The organism is Pseudomonas sp. 34 E 7 (assembly GCF_900005715.1).
Taxonomy (GTDB): domain Bacteria; phylum Pseudomonadota; class Gammaproteobacteria; order Pseudomonadales; family Pseudomonadaceae; genus Aquipseudomonas; species Aquipseudomonas orientalis_A.
This window is the reverse complement of the sequence record NZ_CVTX01000104.1, coordinates 21,585-43,179: the sequence shown is the minus strand read 5'-3', so window position 1 is coordinate 43,179 and position 21,595 is coordinate 21,585. Positions and strand designations below refer to the sequence as shown.

The 21,595-nt window shown below is 61.9% G+C and carries 13 protein-coding genes; 7 read left to right on the top strand and 6 right to left on the bottom strand.

Translation table 11 applies throughout. From position 1 onward, the window contains the following. The 3 genes from BFP96_RS08180 to msrA form a co-directional block, all read left to right on the top strand. Window positions 1-1,002, top strand: a 1,002-nt coding sequence (locus tag BFP96_RS08180) for a 2-oxo acid dehydrogenase subunit E2 (protein WP_170875991.1), incomplete at its 5' end; no start/stop codon positions are given. A gap of 301 nt (window positions 1,003-1,303) precedes the next feature. Beyond that, window positions 1,304-3,997 (top strand): putative bifunctional diguanylate cyclase/phosphodiesterase, encoded by a 2,694-nt coding sequence (locus BFP96_RS08175; RefSeq protein ID WP_065934840.1) that lies wholly within the window; start codon window positions 1,304-1,306, stop codon window positions 3,995-3,997. Between the two features lie 72 nt (window positions 3,998-4,069). Next, window positions 4,070-4,717, top strand: coding sequence for a peptide-methionine (S)-S-oxide reductase MsrA (msrA, locus tag BFP96_RS08170; protein ID WP_065936009.1), 648 nt, complete (start codon window positions 4,070-4,072; stop codon window positions 4,715-4,717). A 527-nt stretch (window positions 4,718-5,244) separates the two neighbouring features. Here msrA and BFP96_RS08165 read toward each other — a convergent pair. From BFP96_RS08165 to putP, 4 genes are all read right to left on the bottom strand, one after another. Beyond that, window positions 5,245-6,081 carry a 23S rRNA (adenine(2030)-N(6))-methyltransferase RlmJ gene (locus BFP96_RS08165; protein WP_065886580.1) on the bottom strand — a complete coding sequence of 279 codons (837 nt, stop codon included), beginning with the start codon at window positions 6,079-6,081 and terminating at the stop codon, window positions 5,245-5,247. A gap of 79 nt (window positions 6,082-6,160) precedes the next feature. After that, a complete protein-coding gene (locus tag BFP96_RS08160) occupies window positions 6,161-6,886 on the bottom strand; it encodes a DUF4123 domain-containing protein (RefSeq protein ID WP_065936008.1) in 726 nt (241 codons plus the stop codon). Then, window positions 6,886-8,892: a type VI secretion system Vgr family protein gene (locus BFP96_RS08155; protein WP_065936007.1), complete on the bottom strand. Its 2,007-nt coding sequence runs from the start codon at window positions 8,890-8,892 to the stop codon at window positions 6,886-6,888. Before BFP96_RS08155 ends, BFP96_RS08160 begins: the two co-directional genes overlap by 1 nt. A gap of 336 nt (window positions 8,893-9,228) precedes the next feature. After that, on the bottom strand, window positions 9,229-10,713 hold the full coding sequence (gene putP, locus BFP96_RS08150; protein WP_065892045.1) for a sodium/proline symporter PutP: 1,485 nt from the start codon (window positions 10,711-10,713) through the stop codon (window positions 9,229-9,231). A gap of 461 nt (window positions 10,714-11,174) precedes the next feature. On the opposite strand from putP, the gene putA reads away from it, so the two are divergent. Together putA and BFP96_RS08140 are read left to right on the top strand one after the other, a co-directional pair. Next, window positions 11,175-15,128: a trifunctional transcriptional regulator/proline dehydrogenase/L-glutamate gamma-semialdehyde dehydrogenase gene (putA, locus tag BFP96_RS08145; protein ID WP_065936006.1), complete on the top strand. Its 3,954-nt coding sequence runs from the start codon at window positions 11,175-11,177 to the stop codon at window positions 15,126-15,128. A gap of 216 nt (window positions 15,129-15,344) precedes the next feature. After that, entirely contained in the window at window positions 15,345-17,147 is a 1,803-nt protein-coding gene (locus BFP96_RS08140) for an acyl-CoA dehydrogenase (RefSeq protein WP_065936005.1), read from the top strand. On the opposite strand, the gene BFP96_RS08135 is transcribed toward BFP96_RS08140, so the two are convergent. Further along, window positions 17,144-17,434: a cell division protein ZapA gene (locus BFP96_RS08135; protein WP_057724383.1), complete on the bottom strand. Its 291-nt coding sequence runs from the start codon at window positions 17,432-17,434 to the stop codon at window positions 17,144-17,146. The two genes, BFP96_RS08140 and BFP96_RS08135, sit on opposite strands and share 4 nt — an antisense overlap. Next, window positions 17,431-17,661 carry a hypothetical protein gene (locus tag BFP96_RS08130; RefSeq protein ID WP_065892051.1) on the bottom strand — a complete coding sequence of 77 codons (231 nt, stop codon included), beginning with the start codon at window positions 17,659-17,661 and terminating at the stop codon, window positions 17,431-17,433. The genes BFP96_RS08135 and BFP96_RS08130 overlap by 4 nt, the downstream gene beginning before the upstream one ends. 276 nt (window positions 17,662-17,937) lie before the next feature. Here BFP96_RS08130 and BFP96_RS08125 point away from each other — a divergent pair, with 276 nt between their 5' ends. Continuing rightward, the gene (locus tag BFP96_RS08125; protein ID WP_083216605.1) at window positions 17,938-19,563 is read left to right on the top strand and encodes a methyl-accepting chemotaxis protein; all 1,626 of its coding nucleotides are present in this window, start codon (window positions 17,938-17,940) and stop codon (window positions 19,561-19,563) included. A 266-nt stretch (window positions 19,564-19,829) separates the two neighbouring features. After that, window positions 19,830-21,572 carry a potassium/proton antiporter gene (locus tag BFP96_RS08120; protein WP_065886587.1) on the top strand — a complete coding sequence of 581 codons (1,743 nt, stop codon included), beginning with the start codon at window positions 19,830-19,832 and terminating at the stop codon, window positions 21,570-21,572. Window positions 21,573-21,595 lie beyond the last annotated feature (23 nt).

Sequence of the window (21,595 nt, the reverse complement as noted above, 5' to 3'; positions counted from 1 at the left end):
GCTCCGGCTGCTGCCGCCCCTGCGCCTGCTGCAAAAGCTGAGGCCGCTCCGGCCCCTGCTGCTGCTGCCCCCGCGCCAAGCGGTGCCAAGGTTCACGCCGGCCCGGCTGTACGCCAACTGGCCCGTGAATTCGGCGTCGAGCTGAGCGCCGTCTCGGCCAGCGGTCCTCACGGTCGCGTGCTGAAGGAAGACGTGCAGGCTTACGTCAAGGCCATGATGCAGAAGGCCAAGGAAGCGCCGGCTGCCGGTGGCGCTACCGGGGGCTCGGGCATTCCGCCGATCCGTACCGTGGATTTCAGCCGTTTCGGCGAAATCGAAGAAGTGCCGATGACCCGCCTGATGCAAATCGGCGCGGCCGGCCTGCACGCGAGCTGGCTGAACATCCCGCACGTGACTCAGTTCGACCAGGCCGATATCACCGACCTGGAAGCCTTCCGCGTTGCGCAGAAAGCCGTGGCCGAGAAGGCCGGCGTGAAGCTGACCGTGCTGCCCCTGCTGCTCAAGGCCTGTGCGCACCTGCTCAAGGAACTGCCGGACTTCAACAGCTCGCTGGCGCCAAGCGGCAAAGCGATCATCCGCAAGAAGTACGTGAACATCGGCTTTGCGGTCGACACCCCTGACGGCCTGCTGGTACCGGTCATCAAGAACGTCGACCAGAAGAGCCTGCTGCAACTGGCTGGCGAAGCGGCTGCGTTGGCCGCCAAGGCCCGCGACAAGAAGCTCACCCCGGACGACATGCAGGGCGCATGCTTCACCATCTCCAGCCTCGGGCACATTGGCGGTACGGGCTTCACGCCAATCGTCAACGCGCCGGAAGTGGCGATCCTGGGTGTGTCCAAGGCGACTATCCAGCCTGTCTGGGACGGTAAAGCGTTCCAGCCCAAGCTGATGCTGCCACTGTCGCTGTCCTACGATCACCGTGTGATCAACGGCGCCGCAGCGGCACGCTTCACCCAGCGCCTGAGCCAGTTGCTCAACGACATCCGCACCATCCTGCTGTAAGCCGCAACGGCCTCCCCCTGAGGGGAGGCCATTGCCGCCTCGATTTCCGAGCGCCACGCTCGTACCTCAACCCCGCCACTTGGCGGGGCTTTTTTTGGGTTTTTTGTACACACAGGACAGGCTTGTACACCTTCTGTCACCCTGATTGCAGAAATCCCCCGTGTGGCCGATAACACCCTTATAGCACTTAGCCTTCATCCTCTCTTGTCAGTGCGTGCCGCATGATGCAACCTTGCCGCAAGCGACAGTAAAGAGGGCGTGAGCCCGGCGCCGTGCGTATTTTCCCAAGCGAGTTTCCCCCATGAAAAGCCAACCCGATGTTGCCCGAATGGCGACCGAGGTAGTGACGCAATTACCGGTGCCTTCGCGCCTCGGTATGCTGCGTTTCGAGCGGCTGAATGAGGCAAGCTGGGCGCTGCTCTACCTTGACCCCAATTGCGAGCGCCAATTCGGCTTGCCGGCGGTCGAACTGTGCGCCCTGCTGGGCACGCCGTACGCCAGCCTGATGGAGCCCCAGGCGCGCTATCAACTGCACGACGCGATCCAGCAGCAACTGAGCCACAGCGCCCACTACCTGGTGCGCTACACCCTGCACACCAGCGATGGCCCGCTGAGCCTGCTCGAAATGGGCGAGGCCTACAAACAGCACAACCGTCACCTGCTGCGCGGCTACCTGATGGTGGTGGATGGCCTGTTCAGCGAACTGCCCGTCACGGTGCCGACCGCCGACCTGGAAAACCAGAACAGCCGCCTGCAAATCGCCCTGGAACTCAACCAGCGCGCGCAGCAGGAGCAACTGCAGCACCTGGAGCGGGTACGCGCCCAGCAGGAGCTGATCCTGCTGCTGGCCCGCCAGCGCTACACCACGCCCAATTCGCTGCAAGAAGCCGCCGAACTGATCACCCGCAGCGCCTGCGACATCTATCAGATCGATCGCGCCAGCATCTGGAATCTGGACGGCCAGCACCTGGTGCCGATTTCGGCCTATCTGCGCGCCGATCAACGCCACTATTTGCCCGAAGCGATCGACGCCAGCTGCTTCCCCGACTACCTCGAAGCCCTGCACAGCAGCCGCGCCATCGATGCCACCCATGCCGTGCAAGACCCGCGCACCCGGGAAATGGCCGAAAGCCTGATCGCCAAGGATGTCCACGCCATGCTCGACGCGAGCATCCGCGTGGATGGCCAGGTGGTCGGCGTGCTGTGCCTGGAGCAAAGCGGCAGTTCGCGGGCATGGCAGTCCGATGAGATCGCCTTTGCCGGCGAGCTGGCGGACCAGTTCGCCCAAGTCATCAACAACCACAACCGGCGCACCGCCACCAGCGCCCTGCACCTGTTCCAGCGCGCGGTGGAACAGAGCGCCAACGCCTTTCTGCTGGTCAATTGCGATGGCGTGGTGGAGTACGTCAACCCAAGCTTTACCGCCATTACCCAATACAGCGCCGAAGAGGTGCATGGCCACCGCCTGGCGCAGTTGCCGGCCCTGGAGAACCTCAGCGAATTACTGTTCGACGCGCCGTCGGTCCTGGCCAAAAGCAACAGCTGGCAAGGCGAATTCAAAAGCCGGCGCAAAAACCTGGAACCCTACTGGGGCCAGTTGTCGATTTCCAAGGTATATGGCGACAACCGTGAGTTGACCCATTACATCGGCATCTACGAAGACATTACCCAGACCAAGCTGGCGCAACAGCGCATCGAACGCCTGGCCTACACCGACAACCTGACCAACCTGGGCAACCGCCCGGCGTTCATCCGCAACCTCGATGAGCGCTTTGCCCGCGACAGCGACAGCCCGATCAGCCTGCTGCTGGTGGACATCGACAACTTCAAGCGGATCAACGACAGCCTCGGCCACCAGACCGGTGACAAGCTGCTGATCAGCCTGGCCCGTCGTCTGCGCAACAGTTTGAGCAGCGGCGGCAGCCTGGCGCGCTTTGCCAGTAACGAGTTTGCGGTGCTGCTTGACGATGCCGACATGGAGACCGGCCAGCAGGTGGCCAGCCAGTTACTGGCCACCCTCGACAAACCGATGTTCGTCGACAACCAGTTGATCAGCGTGACCGGCTCCGTGGGCCTCGCCTGCGCGCCGTTGCACGGGCGCGATCCGCAGACCCTGATGCGCAACGCCGGCCTGGCCCTGCACAAGGCCAAGGCCAACGGCAAACACCAGGTGCAGGTGTTTACCGAAGCACTGAATGCCGAGGCCAGCTATAAGCTGTTTGTGGAAAACAACCTGCGCCGCGCCCTGACCCAGAATGAGCTGGACGTGTTCTACCAGCCCAAGCTGTGCCTGCGCAGTGGTCGCCTGCTGGGCATGGAAGCGCTGTTGCGCTGGAACCACCCGGAAAAGGGCATGATCCGCCCCGACCAGTTCATCAGCGTGGCCGAAGAGACCGGTTTGATCATCCCCATCGGCAAATGGGTCGCCCGGCAGGCATGCCGCATGAGCCGTCGATTGACGGCCGCGGGCCTGGGTAATTTGCAGGTGGCGATCAACCTGTCGCCCAAGCAGTTTTCCGACCCGGATCTGGTGGCCTCGATTGCCACGATCCTCAAGGAAGAGCAGTTGCCGGCCAATCTGCTGGAGCTGGAGCTGACCGAAGGCCTGCTGCTGGAAGCCACCGAAGACACGCGCCAGCAACTGGACCAACTGAAGAGTTTTGGCCTGACCCTGGCCATGGACGACTTCGGCACCGGTTACTCGTCGCTGAGCTACTTGAAAAAATTCCCCATCGACATCATTAAGATCGACCGCAGCTTTATCCACGAAATCCCGGATAACCAGGACGACATGGAGATCACCTCGGCGGTCATCGCCATGGCTCACAACCTCAAGCTCAAGGTGGTGGCCGAAGGCATCGAGACCGCCGAGCAACTGGCGTTCCTGCGCCGGCATCGTTGCGACGTGGGCCAGGGCTATCTGTTCGACCGGCCAATCCCCGGCGCAGAGCTGCTGGAAAAGCTCAAACGTTATCCACGTGGGCCAATTGCCTGACAGCGCGGTAACACTCGGGCACACTGGCTGTCTGAAAATTTACTGTTACTCAACCTGACGAGAGGACTGATCATGGTCTTGCGCTCGGAAATTCTGGTGAACAAAAACGTGCTGCCTACTCAAGAACAAGCCTTGCCCGGCCGTGAAACCTCGATGGCATTGCCCGAAACTCACTTCGTCAACGGCAACCCGTTGCTGGGCCCTTTTACCGACGACGTCGGTTTCGCGATCTTCGGCCTCGGTTGTTTCTGGGGCGCCGAGCGCAAATTCTGGGAGCGCGACGGGGTGGTCAGTACCGTGGTCGGCTACGCCGGCGGCTTCACGCCGAACCCGACCTACGAAGAAGTCTGCTCGGGCCTGACCGGCCACAGCGAAGTGGTGCTGGTGGTATACGACCAGGCCAAAGTGAAATACGAAGACCTGCTGAAGATGTTCTGGGAACTGCACAACCCGACCCAGGGCATGCGCCAGGGCAACGACATCGGCAGCCAATACCGTTCGGTGATCTATGCCACCACGCCGGAGCAACTGGCGGCAGCCAAGGCCAGTGCCCAGGCCTATCAGCAAGAGCTGACCAAGGCCGGCCTGGGCGAGATCACCACCGAAATCGACGAAGCGCCGACGGTGTACTTCGCCGAGGCGTATCACCAGCAATACCTGGCGAAGAACCCGCAGGGCTATTGCGGCATCGGCGGCACCGGCGTGACCTGCCCGATCTAAAGCACAACACAGATTAAAAATGTGGGAGGGGGCTTGCCCCCGATAGCGGAGTGTCAGTTACTGATGTAATGACTGACACCCAGCAATCGGGGGCAAGCCCCCTCCCACATTGGGTCCGTGCTTGGCTTCAGAGCCGGTTACCCAGCGAGAAGCCAATCCATGGATCAGCGGCACTGGCGCGACCTGCCCGATCTAAAGAGCAACACAGGTTAAAAATGTGGGAGGGGGCTTGCCCCCGATAGCGGAGTGTCAGTTACAGATGTAATGACTGACACCCAGCAATCGGGGGCAAGCCCCCTCCCACATTGGGTCCGTGCTTGGCTTCAGAGCCGGTTACCCAGCGAGAAGCCAATCCATGGATCAGCGGCACCGGCGTGACCTGCCCGATCTAAAGAGCAACACAGGTTAAAAATGTGGGAGGGGGCTTGCCCCCGATAGCGGAGTGTCAGTCACAGATGTAATGACTGACACCCAGCAATCGGGGGCAAGCCCCCTCCCACATTGGGTTCTGCGTTTGTTGAGATTAGTTACTCAGCGATGAGCCAATCCATCTGCCAGCCACCTTGGGTCTGGCCAAGCTTCTTGGACAGCCATGGCAGCAGTTCACGCAATTCCTCTTCCAGCCCCCACGGCGGGTTGGCAATCGCCAGGCCTGAGCCGGTCAGGGTGTTGGGCGTGTCCAGCGGGTGCACCAACAGCTCCACGCGCAACAGTTTCGGCGCGCCGGTGCCGGCCAGGTCCTGATAAAAGCGGCGCAGCATGCGCGGGTCCTTCACCGGGTACCAGATCGCTGCGACGGTCTGGCGCATGCGGCTCACGGCTTCCTTGAGGGACGCCGCGCAGCGCTGCATTTCGTCGAGTTTTTCGAACGGTGGGTCGATCAGCATCAGCGCGCGTTTTTCCGGTACTGGCAACAAGGCGCGCGGCACATGCCAGCCTTCGCCCAGGTGCACTTTGACCCGGCGATCACCCTTCATGTTGTCCTTGAGCAGCACGCCGTCTTCCGGGTGTTTTTCGTTGAGCAGCACACGGTCCTGGGGGCGCGTCAGGCGCCGCGCCAGCTCCGGCGAGCCCGGGTAGTAGCGCAACTGGCCATCCGGGTTCATCTCGTGCAGCACGCGCATGTAATCGGCGGTGAGCGGCGGCAGGTCGTTGGCGCCCCACAGGCGGGCGATGCCTTCCAGGTATTCACCGGTGCGGTTGGCCTGGTCACCCTGCAGGTCGTACAGGCCAATGCCGGCGTGGGTATCGAGGTAGGCGAACGGCTGCTCCTTGCGCGACATCAGGGCGATGAGGCGGGTCAAGGTCAGGTGTTTGAAGACATCGGCGTGGTTGCCGGCGTGAAAGGCGTGACGATAATTCATGGTTGCTCCTGCGCAGGGGGCGAAGTTTACCTTCTACCGGCGCAAAGGTGCAGGGCCGCATGGCGGGTGGCATCTTTGTCTAACTCAACTGCGACTGGAGGTAATCGACCAGCGTGGCATGGCTGGCCCCCCGCCTGCGCACGAACCAGCCCAGTTTGTGCTGCAAGGTGGCCGGCGTGAAGGCAGCACACAGATCAGGACGCTGCGCTTGCAGCCATTGCAGCAGGTTGTCGATCAGCACGCCCGGCGACTGTTCCTCCAGGTGCCTGAGCAACGACGCAGGCACTCGCCACCACGGGCACGCTTGAGCTGGCGTGACCGGTCCAGTTGCCACCGTCAGCGGGCGGCCATTGATCAGGTAACGCCCAAACACCGGCAAGACCGCGCCTGCCTGGTCATCCAGGTGCTGCCACATCGGCTCAAACCGGGCGCCATCCCAGAAGCGGAAAAACACCGCCTGGTCATTGGGCAGGAACACCTTGCTCAAGCCTCGCAGGTGGGCTACCACGCTTTCCAATGGACTGGAAGATACCGCCAGCCACCCCCAATCGTCGGATGGCGCGGCGGCTACCCAATCGAGAAACGCGCTGCCCGGCTCGACGATGCCCACGTAAGGCATCACCGCCTCCCACTGGGCGTAGGCCGTGCCTGCCCAGATCGCTTGGGGCAGCGGCCCCGCCGCTGTGGCTTGCCAGGCAGCGAGCGGCCTGGCGTCGCTGGCATTGCCGAGTACGGCATAAATTCGCTCATCGGCAAGCAAAGGGCACTGCGCCAGCCAGCTGCGGGGGTCCATGGGTGTGCGCATCAGGAAACACTCCGTGCATGCCCGCTGATATCGCACTGCCCGGCACGGCAACGCTCGCATTCCTCGCAAAACGGCGCGCTGCGCTTGAGGGTGGCCACTTGCACAGGGCTCAGGGGCAGCGGGATAACCGCCTGCAGCGCCTCCTTCAAACCAGGCGTCAACGGCGCCATCGTTGCGGCAGGCGCCCCGCCAGGCTGGATGGGCACACTGCTGAAGATGCCGCCCGCCGACAGCGTGATCGACTGCCCTCCCGCCTGAATCGTAACGCTGGCCCCCGCATCGATGACGATGCTCTGCCCTGCCACCAGTTGTAGCGTGCGACCGGCATGCATGTGCTGCGAACCGCCGACCCTCAGGTGGTCATCCTGCTTGAGTTCAGTCAGGCGATTGCCGTGGGTGATGCGTTGCTCTTCGCCCTGCAACTCATGGTGCGACTCGCCGCCCACCGTAATCCGGCGCTGGTTATCGACCTGCACCTGCTGGTCATGCAACACGTGCTGGGTCCAGTCGCGCTGGGCGCGCAGGTAAATTTCCTCGGCGCCCTTGCGGTCCTCGATGCGCAGTTCGTTGTAGCCGCCACCACCGGGGCTGCTCTGGCTGCGAAAGATACTGCGGGTCTTGTCCGCCGGCAGATCGAGGGGCAAACGATTCGCCGCGTTGGGCAGGCAGCCCATCACCAGCGGCATGTCCACGTCGCCATCAACGAAGCCCACCAGCACTTCCATGCCGACGCGCGGGGTCAGCACCGCCCCGTAACGGTCATGGGCCCAGCCGCTCGCCACGCGCAGCCAGCAACTGGAGTGTTCGTTGTGTTCCCCGTCGCGATCCCAGGCCATCTGCACTTTGACCCGACCGTATTCATCGCAGTGCACCTCACTGCCGACAGGCCCGGTGACCACCGCGTTGTGGTAGCCCGACAGCTGCGGCCGGGGCATGATCAAAGGTGTTCGGAACGGCACATCCCAAGGCGTGACGACAAATTCGTTGCTGTAGCCTGCGGGCACGTCCTCAGGCGCAGACTCCTCCAATACTTGCGGCTGCTGCCCGGTGTGGTGCAACCGGGTGACCAGCCACAGATCATTCCACTCCTGACGCGGGTGGTCGGCCATCTTCAGAAACTGCCCGGTGACCAGGGCCGGCTGGTCGCTGATACCGCTGGCCTGGCGAAAGTCACTGCGATGACGCTCCAACACACGTTGCGCCAGGTACTTGCCGTGCGCTCGGTCCGTAAAGTCACCGGGGTAGCGCTGTTCGTCGAGGGTCGGGCGTTGCCCGCTGGAGGCCGTGCCTTCCAATACCAGGCTGGGCTTTTTGAAGTCGTAGGCCCGCAGGTTCACACCAGCCGTGCGGGTTTCGAGACGCAACATAAAGCGCTTGATCGCGGGGGCCCCGGCCACCATCCCGGAACCGGCCAAGTAGGACGTTTCCTGGTCCGGCTGCCTGAACACACTCTGGTCATCGCCAAACACCAGCAAGTGGCGCTCGGGACTGTGCTGAAAGTGGTAGTGAATGCCCGACTCAACGCACAAGCGATGGATGAACTGCAAATCGGTTTCGTCGAACTGAACACAGTATTCGCGCTCGGGATATTGACCGCTCAGGCGAAACACGAAGGTATCGGCCTGGATCTCCTGAGCCTCCAGCACCCGCGCAATGATCTGCGGCACGGTTTTTTGCTGAAATATCCGTTGGTGAGTGCTGTGTTCCAGATACGCCAACTGCGGTACCAGGGTGATCTGGTAACGGGTCAGGCGCTTGCCCGAATCGCCTTGCGCGACGCGGTAAACCTGGCCATGAATGCCATGGCCGTGGGCGTCGAACCCCAGGAATGCCTGGCGGTGCAGAAGGCTATCGAGGTCAAGGTCGGGTTGTTCGCTGACCAACTCAAGGTCAAAGCGAAAGGGCAGGCTGATAAATTCATCGCCCATGAATCCATGAACCTTGAGATCACAAGGCTCCCCATCCAGGGTCAGATTAAAGGCACTTTGATTGGCAGGAGCGAACATCCGGTGTTTCTCTGCGAAGGGTGAGTGAGCGATTCTGCAACAGCCGTTTACCGAGTCGGGCACTGCTCCGGAAAATAAGTAAGGTCCTACATCCTCAGCGCCGAAATCCTCAAGGCCCGATCGTTCCCACGCTCTGCGTGGGAATGCCGCCCCGGACGCTCCGCGTCCTGCTTTCAGCGAAACACAGGCATTTGCGCAATGGTGACGCGGAGCGTCACGGGATGCATTCCCACGCGGAGCGTGGGAACGATCAGGCAAATCAGGCATAAAAAAAGGCCCGCATCCGTCGGACGCAGGCCTTCTTTTCGATGACCGGGCGATCAACGCCCAGCGGTATTACTTGTTGAGGTTGTAATCTTTTTCCGCCGCATCAAAGCGCTCGACCATACCGGCAGTCGGTGCACCCATCTTGCTCACGAAGTAGATCGCCAGGCTGGCGAAGATGAAGCCTGGGATGATTTCGTACAGGCCGAGCAACTCGAAGTGTTTCCACACGATCACGGTGATTGCGCCCACCAGGATGCCGGCCAGTGCGCCGTTGCGGGTCATGTGTTTCCAGATGACCGAGATCAGCACCACAGGACCGAAGGCAGCGCCGAAACCGGCCCAGGCGTAGCTGACCAGGCCCAGTACGCGGTTTTCCGGGTTGGCGGCCATGGCGATGGCGATCAAGGCAACCACCAGCACCATGATCCGACCGACCCATACCAGTTCAAGCTGGGACGCGCCCTTGCGCAGGAAGGCCTTGTAGAAATCTTCGGTCAGGGCGCTGGAGCACACCAGCAACTGGCAGCTCAGGGTGCTCATGACGGCCGCGAGGATGGCCGACAGCAGGACACCGGCAATCCATGGGTTGAACAGGATCTTGGCCAGTTCGATAAACACGCGCTCAGGGTTTTCGGTCACGGGACCGGCCACCTCGGGATGCGCCGAGAAGTAAGCGATGCCGAAGAAGCCCACCGCCACGGTGCCACCCAGGCACAGAATCATCCAGGTCATGGAGATACGGCGCGCGTTGGCAATCGACTTCACCGAATCCGCCGCCATGAACCGCGCGAGAATGTGCGGCTGGCCGAAGTAACCCAGGCCCCAGCCCATCAGCGAGATGATGCCGATGAAGGTGGTGTTTTTCAGCATATCGAAGTTGGTCGGGTCCTGGGCTTCGATGGCCAGGAAGGTGGTGTCCACGCCGCCGGTGGCCAGCAATACGATGATCGGCGTCAGGATCAACGCGAAGATCATCAGCGTGGCTTGCACGGTGTCGGTCCAGCTGACCGCCAGGAAACCGCCGATAAAGGTGTAGGCAATGGTCGCCGCGGCACCGGCCCACAACGCCGTCTCGTAGGACATGCCGAAGGTGCTTTCGAACAGACGCGCACCGGCCACGATGCCGGAGGCGCAGTAAATGGTGAAGAACACCAGGATCACCACGGCGGAAATGATCCGCAGCAGGCCGCTTTTATCTTCGAAGCGGCTGGAGAAGTAATCCGGCAGGGTCAGGGCGTCGCCGTTGTGTTCGGTCTGTACCCGCAGGCGACCGGCCACGAACAGCCAATTGAGGTAGGCACCGACGATCAGGCCGATGGCGATCCAGCTTTCCGACAAGCCCGACATGTAGATCGCGCCAGGCAGGCCCATCAACAACCAGCCGCTCATATCGGAAGCACCGGCGGACAAGGCTGTCACCACGCTACCGAGGCTGCGACCGCCAAGGATGTAATCGGAAAGGTTGTTGGTGGAGCGATAGGCCATCAGGCCGATCAGCACCATTGCTGCGATATAGATCACGAACGTGATCAGGGTGGGATTGCTAACGCTCATAGAAGTGACGCCCTGGCTTTGTTTTTATGTAGCGACGGTCTGTCAGACCGCTACCGGTAGTAACCGAATAAACGATGCTGAATGCCGCGCATTTATGACTGGCGTTTCCCCAGGAAAGCCGCCAGCCGATGAACCAAACCGTAGAGGTGGTTGCACCTTGGTGCGCGAATGCTATTCAACAATGCAAATAAGGTGCAACCAGTTTCTTGCGAATAAGTTGCACCTGCGCGCTTTTGCGCACAAACACCGTTTTTTTGCTCCTTTTCGGAGCAAGAACATTCAATCTCAGAAGCAAATGCACCGACAAGCAGCCGATTCGGTCAAAGGCCGGATTTTTTCCGATCAAGCGTCGTAAATTTCATGAACAAAAAGGGTTGCACCCGGTTGCACCTCGCCATGGGCAAAGCTAATCTTGCCGCCAGCAGATGCCACTCGGTAGTGGCACCCATGAGGATAAGAATATGGCTACGACCACCCTTGGGGTCAAACTCGACGACCCGACCCGCGAACGCCTCAAGGCCGCCGCGTCCTCCATTGATCGCACGCCGCACTGGCTGATCAAACAGGCAATTTTCAATTACCTGGAGAAACTCGAGGGTGGTGCAACCCTGAACGAGCTCAATGGCTTGAGCAACAAGGACGCCGATGATGCGGGCGAGGTCCAGGCCGACCACGCGCACCAGTGCTTCCTTGAGTTCGCCGAGAGCATCCTGCCGCAGTCCGTATTGCGCGCCTCGATCACCGCCGCTTACCGTCGCCCCGAGCCGGAAGTGGTGCCGATGCTGATCGAACAGGCCCGTCTGCCGGCCGACATGGCCGAAGCCACCCACAAGCTGGCCGCCACGATTGCCGAGAAGCTGCGCAACCAGAAGAGCGCCGGCGGCCGTGCCGGTATTGTTCAGGGCCTGCTGCAGGAATTTTCCCTGTCGTCCCAGGAAGGCGTGGCGCTGATGTGCCTGGCCGAGGCGCTGCTGCGCATCCCGGACAAGGGCACTCGCGATGCACTGATTCGCGACAAGATCAGCACCGGCAACTGGCACCCGCACCTGGGTAACAGCCCGTCGCTGTTCGTCAATGCCGCCACCTGGGGCCTGCTGTTGACCGGCAAACTGGTCGCCACCCACAACGAAGCAGGACTGACCTCGTCCCTGAGCCGCATCATCGGCAAAAGCGGCGAGCCGATGATCCGCAAGGGCGTCGACATGGCCATGCGCCTGATGGGCGAGCAGTTCGTCACCGGCGAAACCATCGCCGAAGCCCTGGCCAATGCGAGCAAGTTCGAAGCCAAGGGCTTTCGCTACTCCTACGACATGCTCGGGGAAGCCGCGCTCACCGAGCACGATGCGCAGAAGTACCTGGCCTCGTACGAACAAGCCATTCATTCCATCGGCAAGGCGTCCCACGGCCGTGGGATCTATGAAGGCCCAGGCATCTCCATCAAGCTTTCCGCCCTGCACCCGCGTTACAGCCGCGCGCAGTACGAGCGGGTGATGGACGAGTTGTACCCGCGCCTGTTGTCGCTGACCCTGCTGGCCAAACAGTACGACATCGGCCTGAACATCGACGCCGAAGAGGCCGACCGCCTCGAGTTGTCCCTGGATCTGCTTGAGCGCCTGTGCTTCGAGCCGCAACTGACCGGCTGGAACGGTATCGGTTTCGTGATCCAGGCCTACCAGAAGCGTTGCCCGTACGTGATCGACTATGTGATCGACCTGGCCCGCCGCAGCCGCCACCGCCTGATGATCCGCCTGGTCAAAGGCGCGTACTGGGACAGCGAAATCAAGCGCGCCCAGGTCGAAGGCCTGGAAGGCTACCCGGTGTATACGCGCAAGGTGTACACCGACGTTTCCTACATTGCCTGCGCACGCAAACTGCTGTCGGTGCCGGAAGTCATCTACCCGCAGTTCGCCACGCACAACGCCCACACCCTGGCCGCCATCTACCACATTGCCGGTCAGAACTATTACCCCGGCCAGTACGAGTTCCAATGCCTGCACGGCATGGGTGAGCCGCTGTACGAACAGGTCGTAGGCAAGGTTTCCGAAGGCAAGTTGAACCGTCCGTGCCGCGTGTACGCCCCGGTCGGTACCCACGAAACACTGCTGGCGTATCTGGTGCGTCGCCTGCTGGAAAACGGCGCGAACACTTCGTTCGTCAACCGCATCGCCGACCAATCCATCTCGATCCAGGAGCTGGTGGCCGATCCAGTGGCGAGCATCGAGCAGATGGCGACCCTGGAAGGCGGCTTCGGCCTGCCGCACCCGCGTATCCCGCTGCCGCGTGACCTGTATGGCCGCGACCGCGCCAACTCGGCCGGTATCGACCTTGCCAACGAGCATCGCCTGGCATCGCTGTCCTGCGCCCTGCTGGCCACCGCCCACAACAACTGGAAAGCCGCGCCGATGCTCGGTTGCGCCTCCAGCGAACAACCGGCTACCGCGGTGCTGAACCCGTCCGACCTGCGCGATGTGGTCGGTCATGTTCAGGAAGCCACGGTCGAAGACGTCGACAATGCCATCCAGTGCGCTATCAGCGCCGCACCGATCTGGCAGGCCACCCCGCCCGCCGAGCGCGCCGCGATCCTGGAACGCGCCGCCGACCTGATGGAAGGCGAAATCCAGCCACTGATGGGCCTGCTGGCCCGCGAAGCCGGCAAGACCTTCGCCAACGCCATCGCTGAAGTGCGCGAAGCCGTGGACTTCCTGCGCTACTACGCGGTGCAGGCACGCAACGATTTCACCAACGACGCCCACCGCCCGTTGGGCCCGGTGGTGTGTATCAGCCCGTGGAACTTCCCGCTGGCGATCTTCAGCGGCCAGGTTGCCGCTGCGCTGGCCGCCGGCAACCCGGTACTGGCCAAACCTGCCGAACAAACCCCGCTGGTCGCCGCCCAGGCTGTGCGCATCCTGCTCGAAGCCGGTATCCCGCAAGGCGTGCTGCAATTGCTGCCGGGCCAGGGCGAAAGCGTCGGTGCCCGCCTGGTCGGTGACGAGCGCGTCAAAGGTGTGATGTTCACCGGTTCCACCGAGGTTGCACGCTTGCTGCAACGCAGTGTGGCCGGGCGCCTGGATGCTCAGGGGCGTCCGATTCCGCTGATCGCCGAAACCGGTGGCCAGAACGCGATGATCGTCGATTCGTCGGCGCTCACCGAACAAGTGGTCATCGACGTGGTGTCGTCGGCCTTCGACAGCGCCGGCCAACGTTGCTCGGCCCTGCGCGTCTTGTGCCTGCAGGAAGATTCGGCAGACCGTGTCATCGAAATGCTCAAAGGCGCCATGGCTGAATGCCGCCTGGGCAACCCGGAGCGCCTGTCGGTGGATATCGGCCCGGTGATCGACGCCGAAGCCAAGGCCGGCATCGAGAAACACATCCAGGCCATGCGCGACAAAGGCCGCAACGTTTACCAGGTGGCGATTGCCGATGGCGACGAGATCAAGCGTGGCACCTTCGTGATGCCGACCCTGATCGAGCTGGAAAGCTTCGACGAGCTGCAACGGGAAATCTTCGGTCCGGTGCTGCACGTGGTGCGCTACAAGCGTAAAGAAATCGACCAGCTCATCGGCCAGATCAACGCATCCGGCTACGGCCTGACCCTGGGCGTGCACACCCGCATCGACGAGACCATCGCCAAGGTGATCGACAACGTCAACGCCGGTAACGTTTACGTCAACCGCAACATTGTCGGCGCCGTGGTCGGCGTGCAGCCGTTCGGCGGTGAAGGCCTGTCGGGTACCGGCCCCAAAGCCGGTGGTCCGCTGTACCTGTACCGCCTGTTGTCGACCCGTCCTACCGATGCGATCGAGCAATCCTTCTTACGTGGCGATGCTTTGACCGCACCCGACCTGCGCCTGCGCGACGCCATGAGCCAACCGCTGACCGCGCTGAAAACCTGGGCCGACACTCATAAGTTCAGCGAACTGAGCGCCCTGTGCACACAATTTGCCGCACAGTCGCAAAGCGGTATCACCCGTCAACTGGCCGGCCCGACCGGCGAGCGCAACAGCTATGCGATCCTGCCGCGCGAACACGTGCTGTGCCTGGCCGAAGTGGAAGGCGACCTGCTGACCCAACTGGCCGCGGTATTGGCGGTAGGCGGTTCGGCGGTATGGCCGGAAACCGAGCTGACCAAGGCCTTGTTCCCACGTCTGCCGAAAGATATTCAGGCGAAGATCAAGCGCGTGGCCGACTGGACCAAGGACGACGTGGTGTTCGACGCGGTCCTGCATCACGGTGATTCCGACCAACTGCGCGCGGTGTGCCAGCAAGTGGCGCAGCGTGGCGGTGCGATTGTTGGCGTGCATGGTCTGTCGCAGGGCGAAACGGCGATTGCACTGGAGCGCCTGGTGATTGAGCGGGCATTGAGCGTCAACACCGCTGCGGCAGGCGGTAACGCCAGCCTGATGACCATCGGCTAACCGCGATAAAAAATGTGGGAGGGGGCTTGCCCCCGATTGCGATGGACAGCTTATGTTTGGCTGACACACCGCTATCGGGGGCAAGCCCCCTCCCACATTTGGCCCCCTTTCAATTCCCTGCCTGCGTTTTGCCCCTCTATCACCCAGATCAATCTTGCTATCCACCCTCCATTCGCGCACTTAGACTCAGGCCAATTCCTTCAAAGGTAATCCGCCATGTCCGAGACGCTGCTCAGTTCCCGCAATCTGGCTTTCGAGCTGTACGAAGTCCTCGATGCCGAGGGCCTGACCCAGCGCGAGCGGTTTGCCGAGCACAATCGCGAAACCTTCGATGCCGCCATCGGCACGGCGCGCAACATCGCCGAAAAGTACTTCGCGCCGCACAACCGCAAGAACGATGAAAACGAACCGCGCTATGAAGACGGTAAGGCGATCCTGATTCCGGAAGTAAAGCCGGCCGTGGATGCCTTTCTTGAAGCCGGTTTTCTCAACGCCGCGCGCAGTTTCGAAGCCGGCGGCATGCAGCTGCCTACATTGCTGTCCCAGGCTTGCTTTGCGCACTTCCAGTCGGCCAACGCCGCGTCCACGTCCTACCCGTTCCTGACTATGGGCGCCGCCAACCTGATTGAAAGTTTTGGCACCGAGGAGCAGAAAAAACGCTTCCTGCAGCCAATGATCGACGGACGTTTCTTCGGCACCATGGCCCTCACCGAACCGCATGCCGGGTCGTCTTTGTCGGATATTCGTACACGCGCAGAGCCTGCGGCGGACGGCAGCTATCGCCTCAAGGGCAATAAAATCTTTATCTCCGGCGGCGACCACCCGCTGTCGGAAAATATCGTGCACATGGTGCTGGCCAAGCTGCCCGACGCGCCGGCCGGGGTGAAGGGTATTTCGCTGTTTATCGTGCCCAAATTCCTGGTCAACGATGACGGCAGCCTGGGCGAGCGCAACGACGTGCTGCTGGCCGGGCTGTTTCACAAGATGGGCTGGCGCGGCACCACGTCCACAGCGCTTAATTTCGGTGATAACGGCAACTGTGTCGGCTACCTGGTGGGCAAACCGCACCAGGGCCTGAGCTGCATGTTCCAGATGATGAATGAAGCCCGCATTGGCGTGGGCATGGGCGCGGTGATGCTCGGTTATGCGGGCTACCTTTACTCGCTGGAGTACGCCCGCGAACGTCCGCAAGGCCGCCTGCCGGACAACAAGGACCCAGGCACCGCGCCGGTACCGATCATCCAGCACGCCGATATCAAGCGCATGCTGCTGACACAAAAAGCCTATGTCGAAGGCGCCTTCGACCTGGGCCTGTATGCCGCGCGGCTGTTCGACGACACCACCACCCTGCCGACCGACGACGCGCGCAAACAGGCCCACGAGTTGCTGGACCTGCTGACCCCTATCGTCAAATCCTGGCCGTCGGAATTCTGCCTCAAGGCCAACGAACTGGCGATCCAGATTCTTGGCGGCCATGGCTATACCCGTGAATACCCGGTGGAGCAGTACTACCGCGATAACCGCTTGAACCCGATCCACGAAGGCACCCATGGCATCCAGTCACTGGATTTGCTCGGGCGCAAACTGGCACAGAACGGGGGTGCCGGGCTCAAGCAATTGATTCGACTGATCGCCGAGACAGGCGCCCGGGCACAGCAGTACCCATCGCTGACCGCGCTGAGGCAACCACTGGAGCACCTGGTCAGTCGCCTGCAAAGCGTCACCCTCGGCCTGCTGGGCGATCTCGCCCAGGGCAAGGTCAACAGCAGCCTGGCGAACTCGGCGCTGTACCTGAAGGTGTTCGGACACACGGTGATTGGCTGGCGCTGGCTGGAACAGGCGATTCGCGCCGAAGAAGGACTGGCCAGGGGCAACGCGGCCGATGTGGCCTTCTATAAAGGCAAGCTCCAGGCCGCCCGGTACTTCCTGACCTGGGAAGTACCAGGCTGCCATCATGAACTGGCGATTCTGGAGGCACGTGACGATACGTGCCTGGGCATGCAGGATGCGTGGTTCTAGGGCTGGATCGCCTTGGAAATCACCTCGACCGTGGCGCTGACTTGCTCTTGGTAACGGTCGAGTTCCTGTTGGTGAGCCTGCTGCATTTCGATTTGCTCGGCGCACAGGTTCAGCGCGGCCAGTACCAATAATTTGTCACCGATCAGGGTCGGGTACTTTTTCTTGGTGGTGGCCAGGGAGGCCTTGAGCATAGTCACGGCGTGCATCAGGGTCTGGTCTTCCCCGGCCGGTGCCTTGATCGAGTAATCCTCTCCGAGAATCGAAACGACCTTTATCCCTTCGTTCATGCGCTGACAGGCCCTGCGCTTACACGCTCAACCAGTGCCTGGATACGGGCGGCGGTGGCACCGTGTTTTTCTTCCTGTTCCATCAGGTTCAGTTGCAGGCTGTCGTTTTCGTCCCTGGCACGGGCAAGCTCCGCCTTGAGGGATTCGTTGCTGCCCAGCAGGTCATGATTCTGCTGTACGAGGTCGCTGACCAGTTGTTCCAGTTGGCTGAGGGATGCTTCTAACATTTTGATTTCTCGAGCTTTTAAAAGGGCGGTGACGATAAAGAAAATTCACCTCGGATGCCAGGGTTATCCCCCGGCGCGCAGCCCGATTCCGAAGGCCCGGGCCGCACTTTCGAGCCTTAGTGACTGCAATTACCCAATCTGGTTCCTGAATCGCTGAAACCCCTGGTCAGATGCGACAAAAACGCACAGTCCCTTAAGACTTTAGTCGTAGGGCCGATACGCGATGCACACACCACCTCATGGCCGCACGGATCGCGCTCCCCCCAGGATTCCAGCATGTCTCTTCGTAATATGAATATCGCGCCGAGGGCCTTCCTCGGCTTCGCGTTTATTGGCGCCTTGATGTTGTTTCTCGGCGTGTTCGCGCTGAACCAGATGAGCAAGATCCGAGCGGCCACCGAAGACATCACCCTGGCCAGCGTACCCAGCATCCGCGCCCTCGACGAGTTCACCCAACTGACATTGCGCCTGCGTGTGTTGTCGTACCGCTTGCTCACCAACCGCGAGCCGGACGTGCAGCAAAAGACCCTGGAAGCCTTCGACCTGCGCAACCAGCAGATCCGCACCGCCCAAGGCGTATATGAAAAGCTGATCGAGACCAGCGAAGAACGTTCGACCTACAACGAATACGTGCGATTGCTGGCTCAGTACCATCAGATCGAAGAGCGTATGAAGAGCCTCTCGCAGGGCAACCATGTCGAGGCATTGCGCGCCCTGCTCAACACCGAGCTGCTGACCAACTCCGAGCAGGTCAACGGGGTACTCAACCGCCTGCTGGAAATCAATAACGCCATGGCCCTGGACACCAACCAGCAGGCCGAAGACCAGTACAACCTGGCCTTCAACATGGTCGTGGGCCTGCTGGTGATCGCCACCGCGCTGACCCTGTTGTTCGCCTGGCTGCTGACCCGCAGCATCACCGTGCCAATCTCCCAGGCCCTGGAAGCGGCGGAAGAAGTGGCCGAAGGCAACCTCACGCGCCCGATCAAGGTCGACGGCAACGATGAAGCCGGGCGCTTGCTGGCCGCCATGGCCAAAATGCAGGACAAACTGCGCGACACCCTGCAACGCATCGCCGGCTCGGCCACGCAACTGGCGTCGGCCGCCGAAGAGCTCAACGCCGTCACCGACGAAAGCGCGCGCGGCCTGACCCAGCAGAACAACGAAATCGAACAGGCCGCCACCGCCGTCAACGAGATGACCAGCGCGGTCGAGGAAGTCGCACGCAATGCCGTGAGCACCTCTGAAGCCTCGCGCAACGCCACCACCTCCGCCGGCGACGGGCGTGACCTTGTGCAGGAAACCGTCAGCGCCATCGAACGCATGAGCGGCGACGTACAAGCCACCGCGACCTTGATCGGTGAGCTGGCCAATGAATCGCGCGATATCGGCAAGGTACTGGACGTGATCCGTGGCCTGGCCGACCAGACCAACCTGCTGGCCCTCAACGCGGCCATCGAAGCGGCGCGGGCCGGTGAGGCCGGGCGTGGTTTTGCGGTGGTGGCGGATGAGGTGCGCGCGTTGGCCCATCGTACCCAGCAGTCCACCAGCGAGATCGAACGCATGATCTGCAGCATCCAGGCCGGCACCGAGCACGCGGTGGATTCGATGCGCAACAGTACCGAGCGCGCCGAATCGACGCTGAACATCGCCAAGGGCGCGGGGCTGTCGCTGGACACCATCAACACCGCAATTGTCGAGATCAACGAGCGCAACCTGGTGATCGCCAGTGCGGCGGAGGAACAGGCGCAGGTCGCACGGGAAGTCGACCGCAACCTGGTGAATATCCGTGACCTGTCGGTGCAATCGGCGACCGGCGCCAGCCAGACGAGCGCGGCGAGCAACGAGCTGTCGCGCCTGGCGGTGGATTTGAATGGCATGGTCGGCCGTTTCCGCCTCTGACTGACGGCACCGGCTTAAAAATGTAGGAGCGAGCTTGCTCGCGAAAAACGGCAACGATAACGCGTGCTTCCTGAATGAACGCGGCGCCTGTGAGTTTTTCGCGAGCAAGCTCGCTCCTACAAAAAGCCTTGCCCCCTCCCACATTTGGTTTTGCAAGAATCAGAAAAAGCTTTTTGACAGCGCAGCAATTCAACAGGTTAGAATCCCTGGCACGCAGACTGCATGGTCAGTTTGCGCCCTGTCTTCCCTGCTCTGGAGTACTGCCTTTGAATGCGACGACCATCAACAGCCTGTTCTTGATCGGCGCGTTGCTGGTGAGTGCGAGCATTCTGGTGAGTTCTCTTTCGTCACGCCTGGGCATCCCGATCCTGGTGATCATCCTGGCCGTGGGCATGATCGCCGGCGTCGATGGCGGCGGCATCATCTTCGATAACTACCCGACCGCCTACCTGGTGGGCAACCTCGCTCTGGCCGTGATCTTGCTCGACGGCGGTTTGCGCACGCGGGTGGCGAGTTTCCGTGTGGCACTCTGGCCGGCGTTGTCCCTGGCCACAGTGGGCGTGCTGATCACCACCGGCCTCACCGGCATGGCGGCGGCCTGGCTGTTCGACCTCAATATCATCCAGGGCTTGCTGATCGGCGCCATCGTCGGCTCCACGGACGCTGCGGCAGTGTTCTCGCTGCTGGGCGGCAAGGGCCTGAACGAACGGGTCAGCGCCAGCCTGGAAATCGAATCGGGCAGCAACGACCCCATGGCGGTGTTCCTCACCGTGACCCTGATCGACATGCTCGCCAGCGGCCAGACCGGCCTGCATTGGAGCCTGCTGACCCACCTGATCCGCGAATTCGGCATCGGCGGCCTGGTCGGCCTGGGCGGCGGCTGGCTGATGCTGCAAATGGTCAACCGCATCAACCTGGCCAACGGCCTGTACCCGATCCTGGTGATCGCCGGCGGCCTGTTCGTCTTCGCCCTGACCAACGCCTTGCACGGCAGCGGTTTTCTCGCCGTGTACCTGTGCGGCCTGGTGATCGGCAACCGTCCGGTGCGCAGCCGCCACGGCATCCTGCATATGCTCGACGGCATGGCCTGGCTGGCGCAGATCGGCATGTTCCTGGTGCTGGGCCTGCTGGTCACGCCCCATGACTTGCTGCCCATCGCCCTGCCCGCCCTGGGCCTGGCGCTGTGGATGATCCTGTTTGCGCGCCCGCTGTCGGTGATGGTCGGCCTACTGCCGTTCAAGGCCTTCCACAGTCGCGAAAAAGCCTTTATCGCCTGGGTCGGCCTGCGCGGTGCGGTGCCGATCATTCTCGCGGTGTTCCCGCTGATGGCCGGCCTGCCCCATGCGCAGCTGTACTTCAACCTGGCATTCTTTATCGTGCTGGTGTCGCTGCTGGTGCAAGGCACCAGCCTGCCGTGGGTGGCCAAGTTGCTCAAAGTCACCGTACCGCCGGACCCGGCGCCGATTTCCCGCGCCGCCCTGGAAGTGCACGTCACCAGTGAGTGGGAGCTGTTCGTCTACCGCCTGGGCGCGGAAAAATGGTGCATCGGCGCTGCCCTGCGCGAGCTGAAAATGCCCGAGGGCACGCGGATCGCCGCGCTGTTTCGTGGCCAGCAACTGCTCCATCCGTCGGGTAGTACAGTATTGGAAGTCGATGATTTGCTCTGCGTCATCGGCCATGAACACAACCTGCCGGCCCTGGGCAAACTGTTCAGCCAGGCACCGCAACGCGGCCTGGACCTGCGCTTCTTCGGCGACTTCGTCCTTGAAGGCGACGCCCAGCTGGGCGCGGTGTCGGCGCTGTACGGGCTCAAGCTGGAGGGTATCGACCCGGACATGCCGTTGAGCCGCTTCATCACCCAGAAAGTCGGCGGCGCGCCGGTGGTGGGCGACCAGGTGGAGTGGAACAACACCATCTGGACCGTCGCAGTCATGGACGGGAACAAGATTGGCAAAGTCGGCGTCAGATTCCCCGAAGGAAGTCGCCCGGGCCCCGGGCTCTTCCTCTAAACTGCGGGGCGACAACGCCCCGA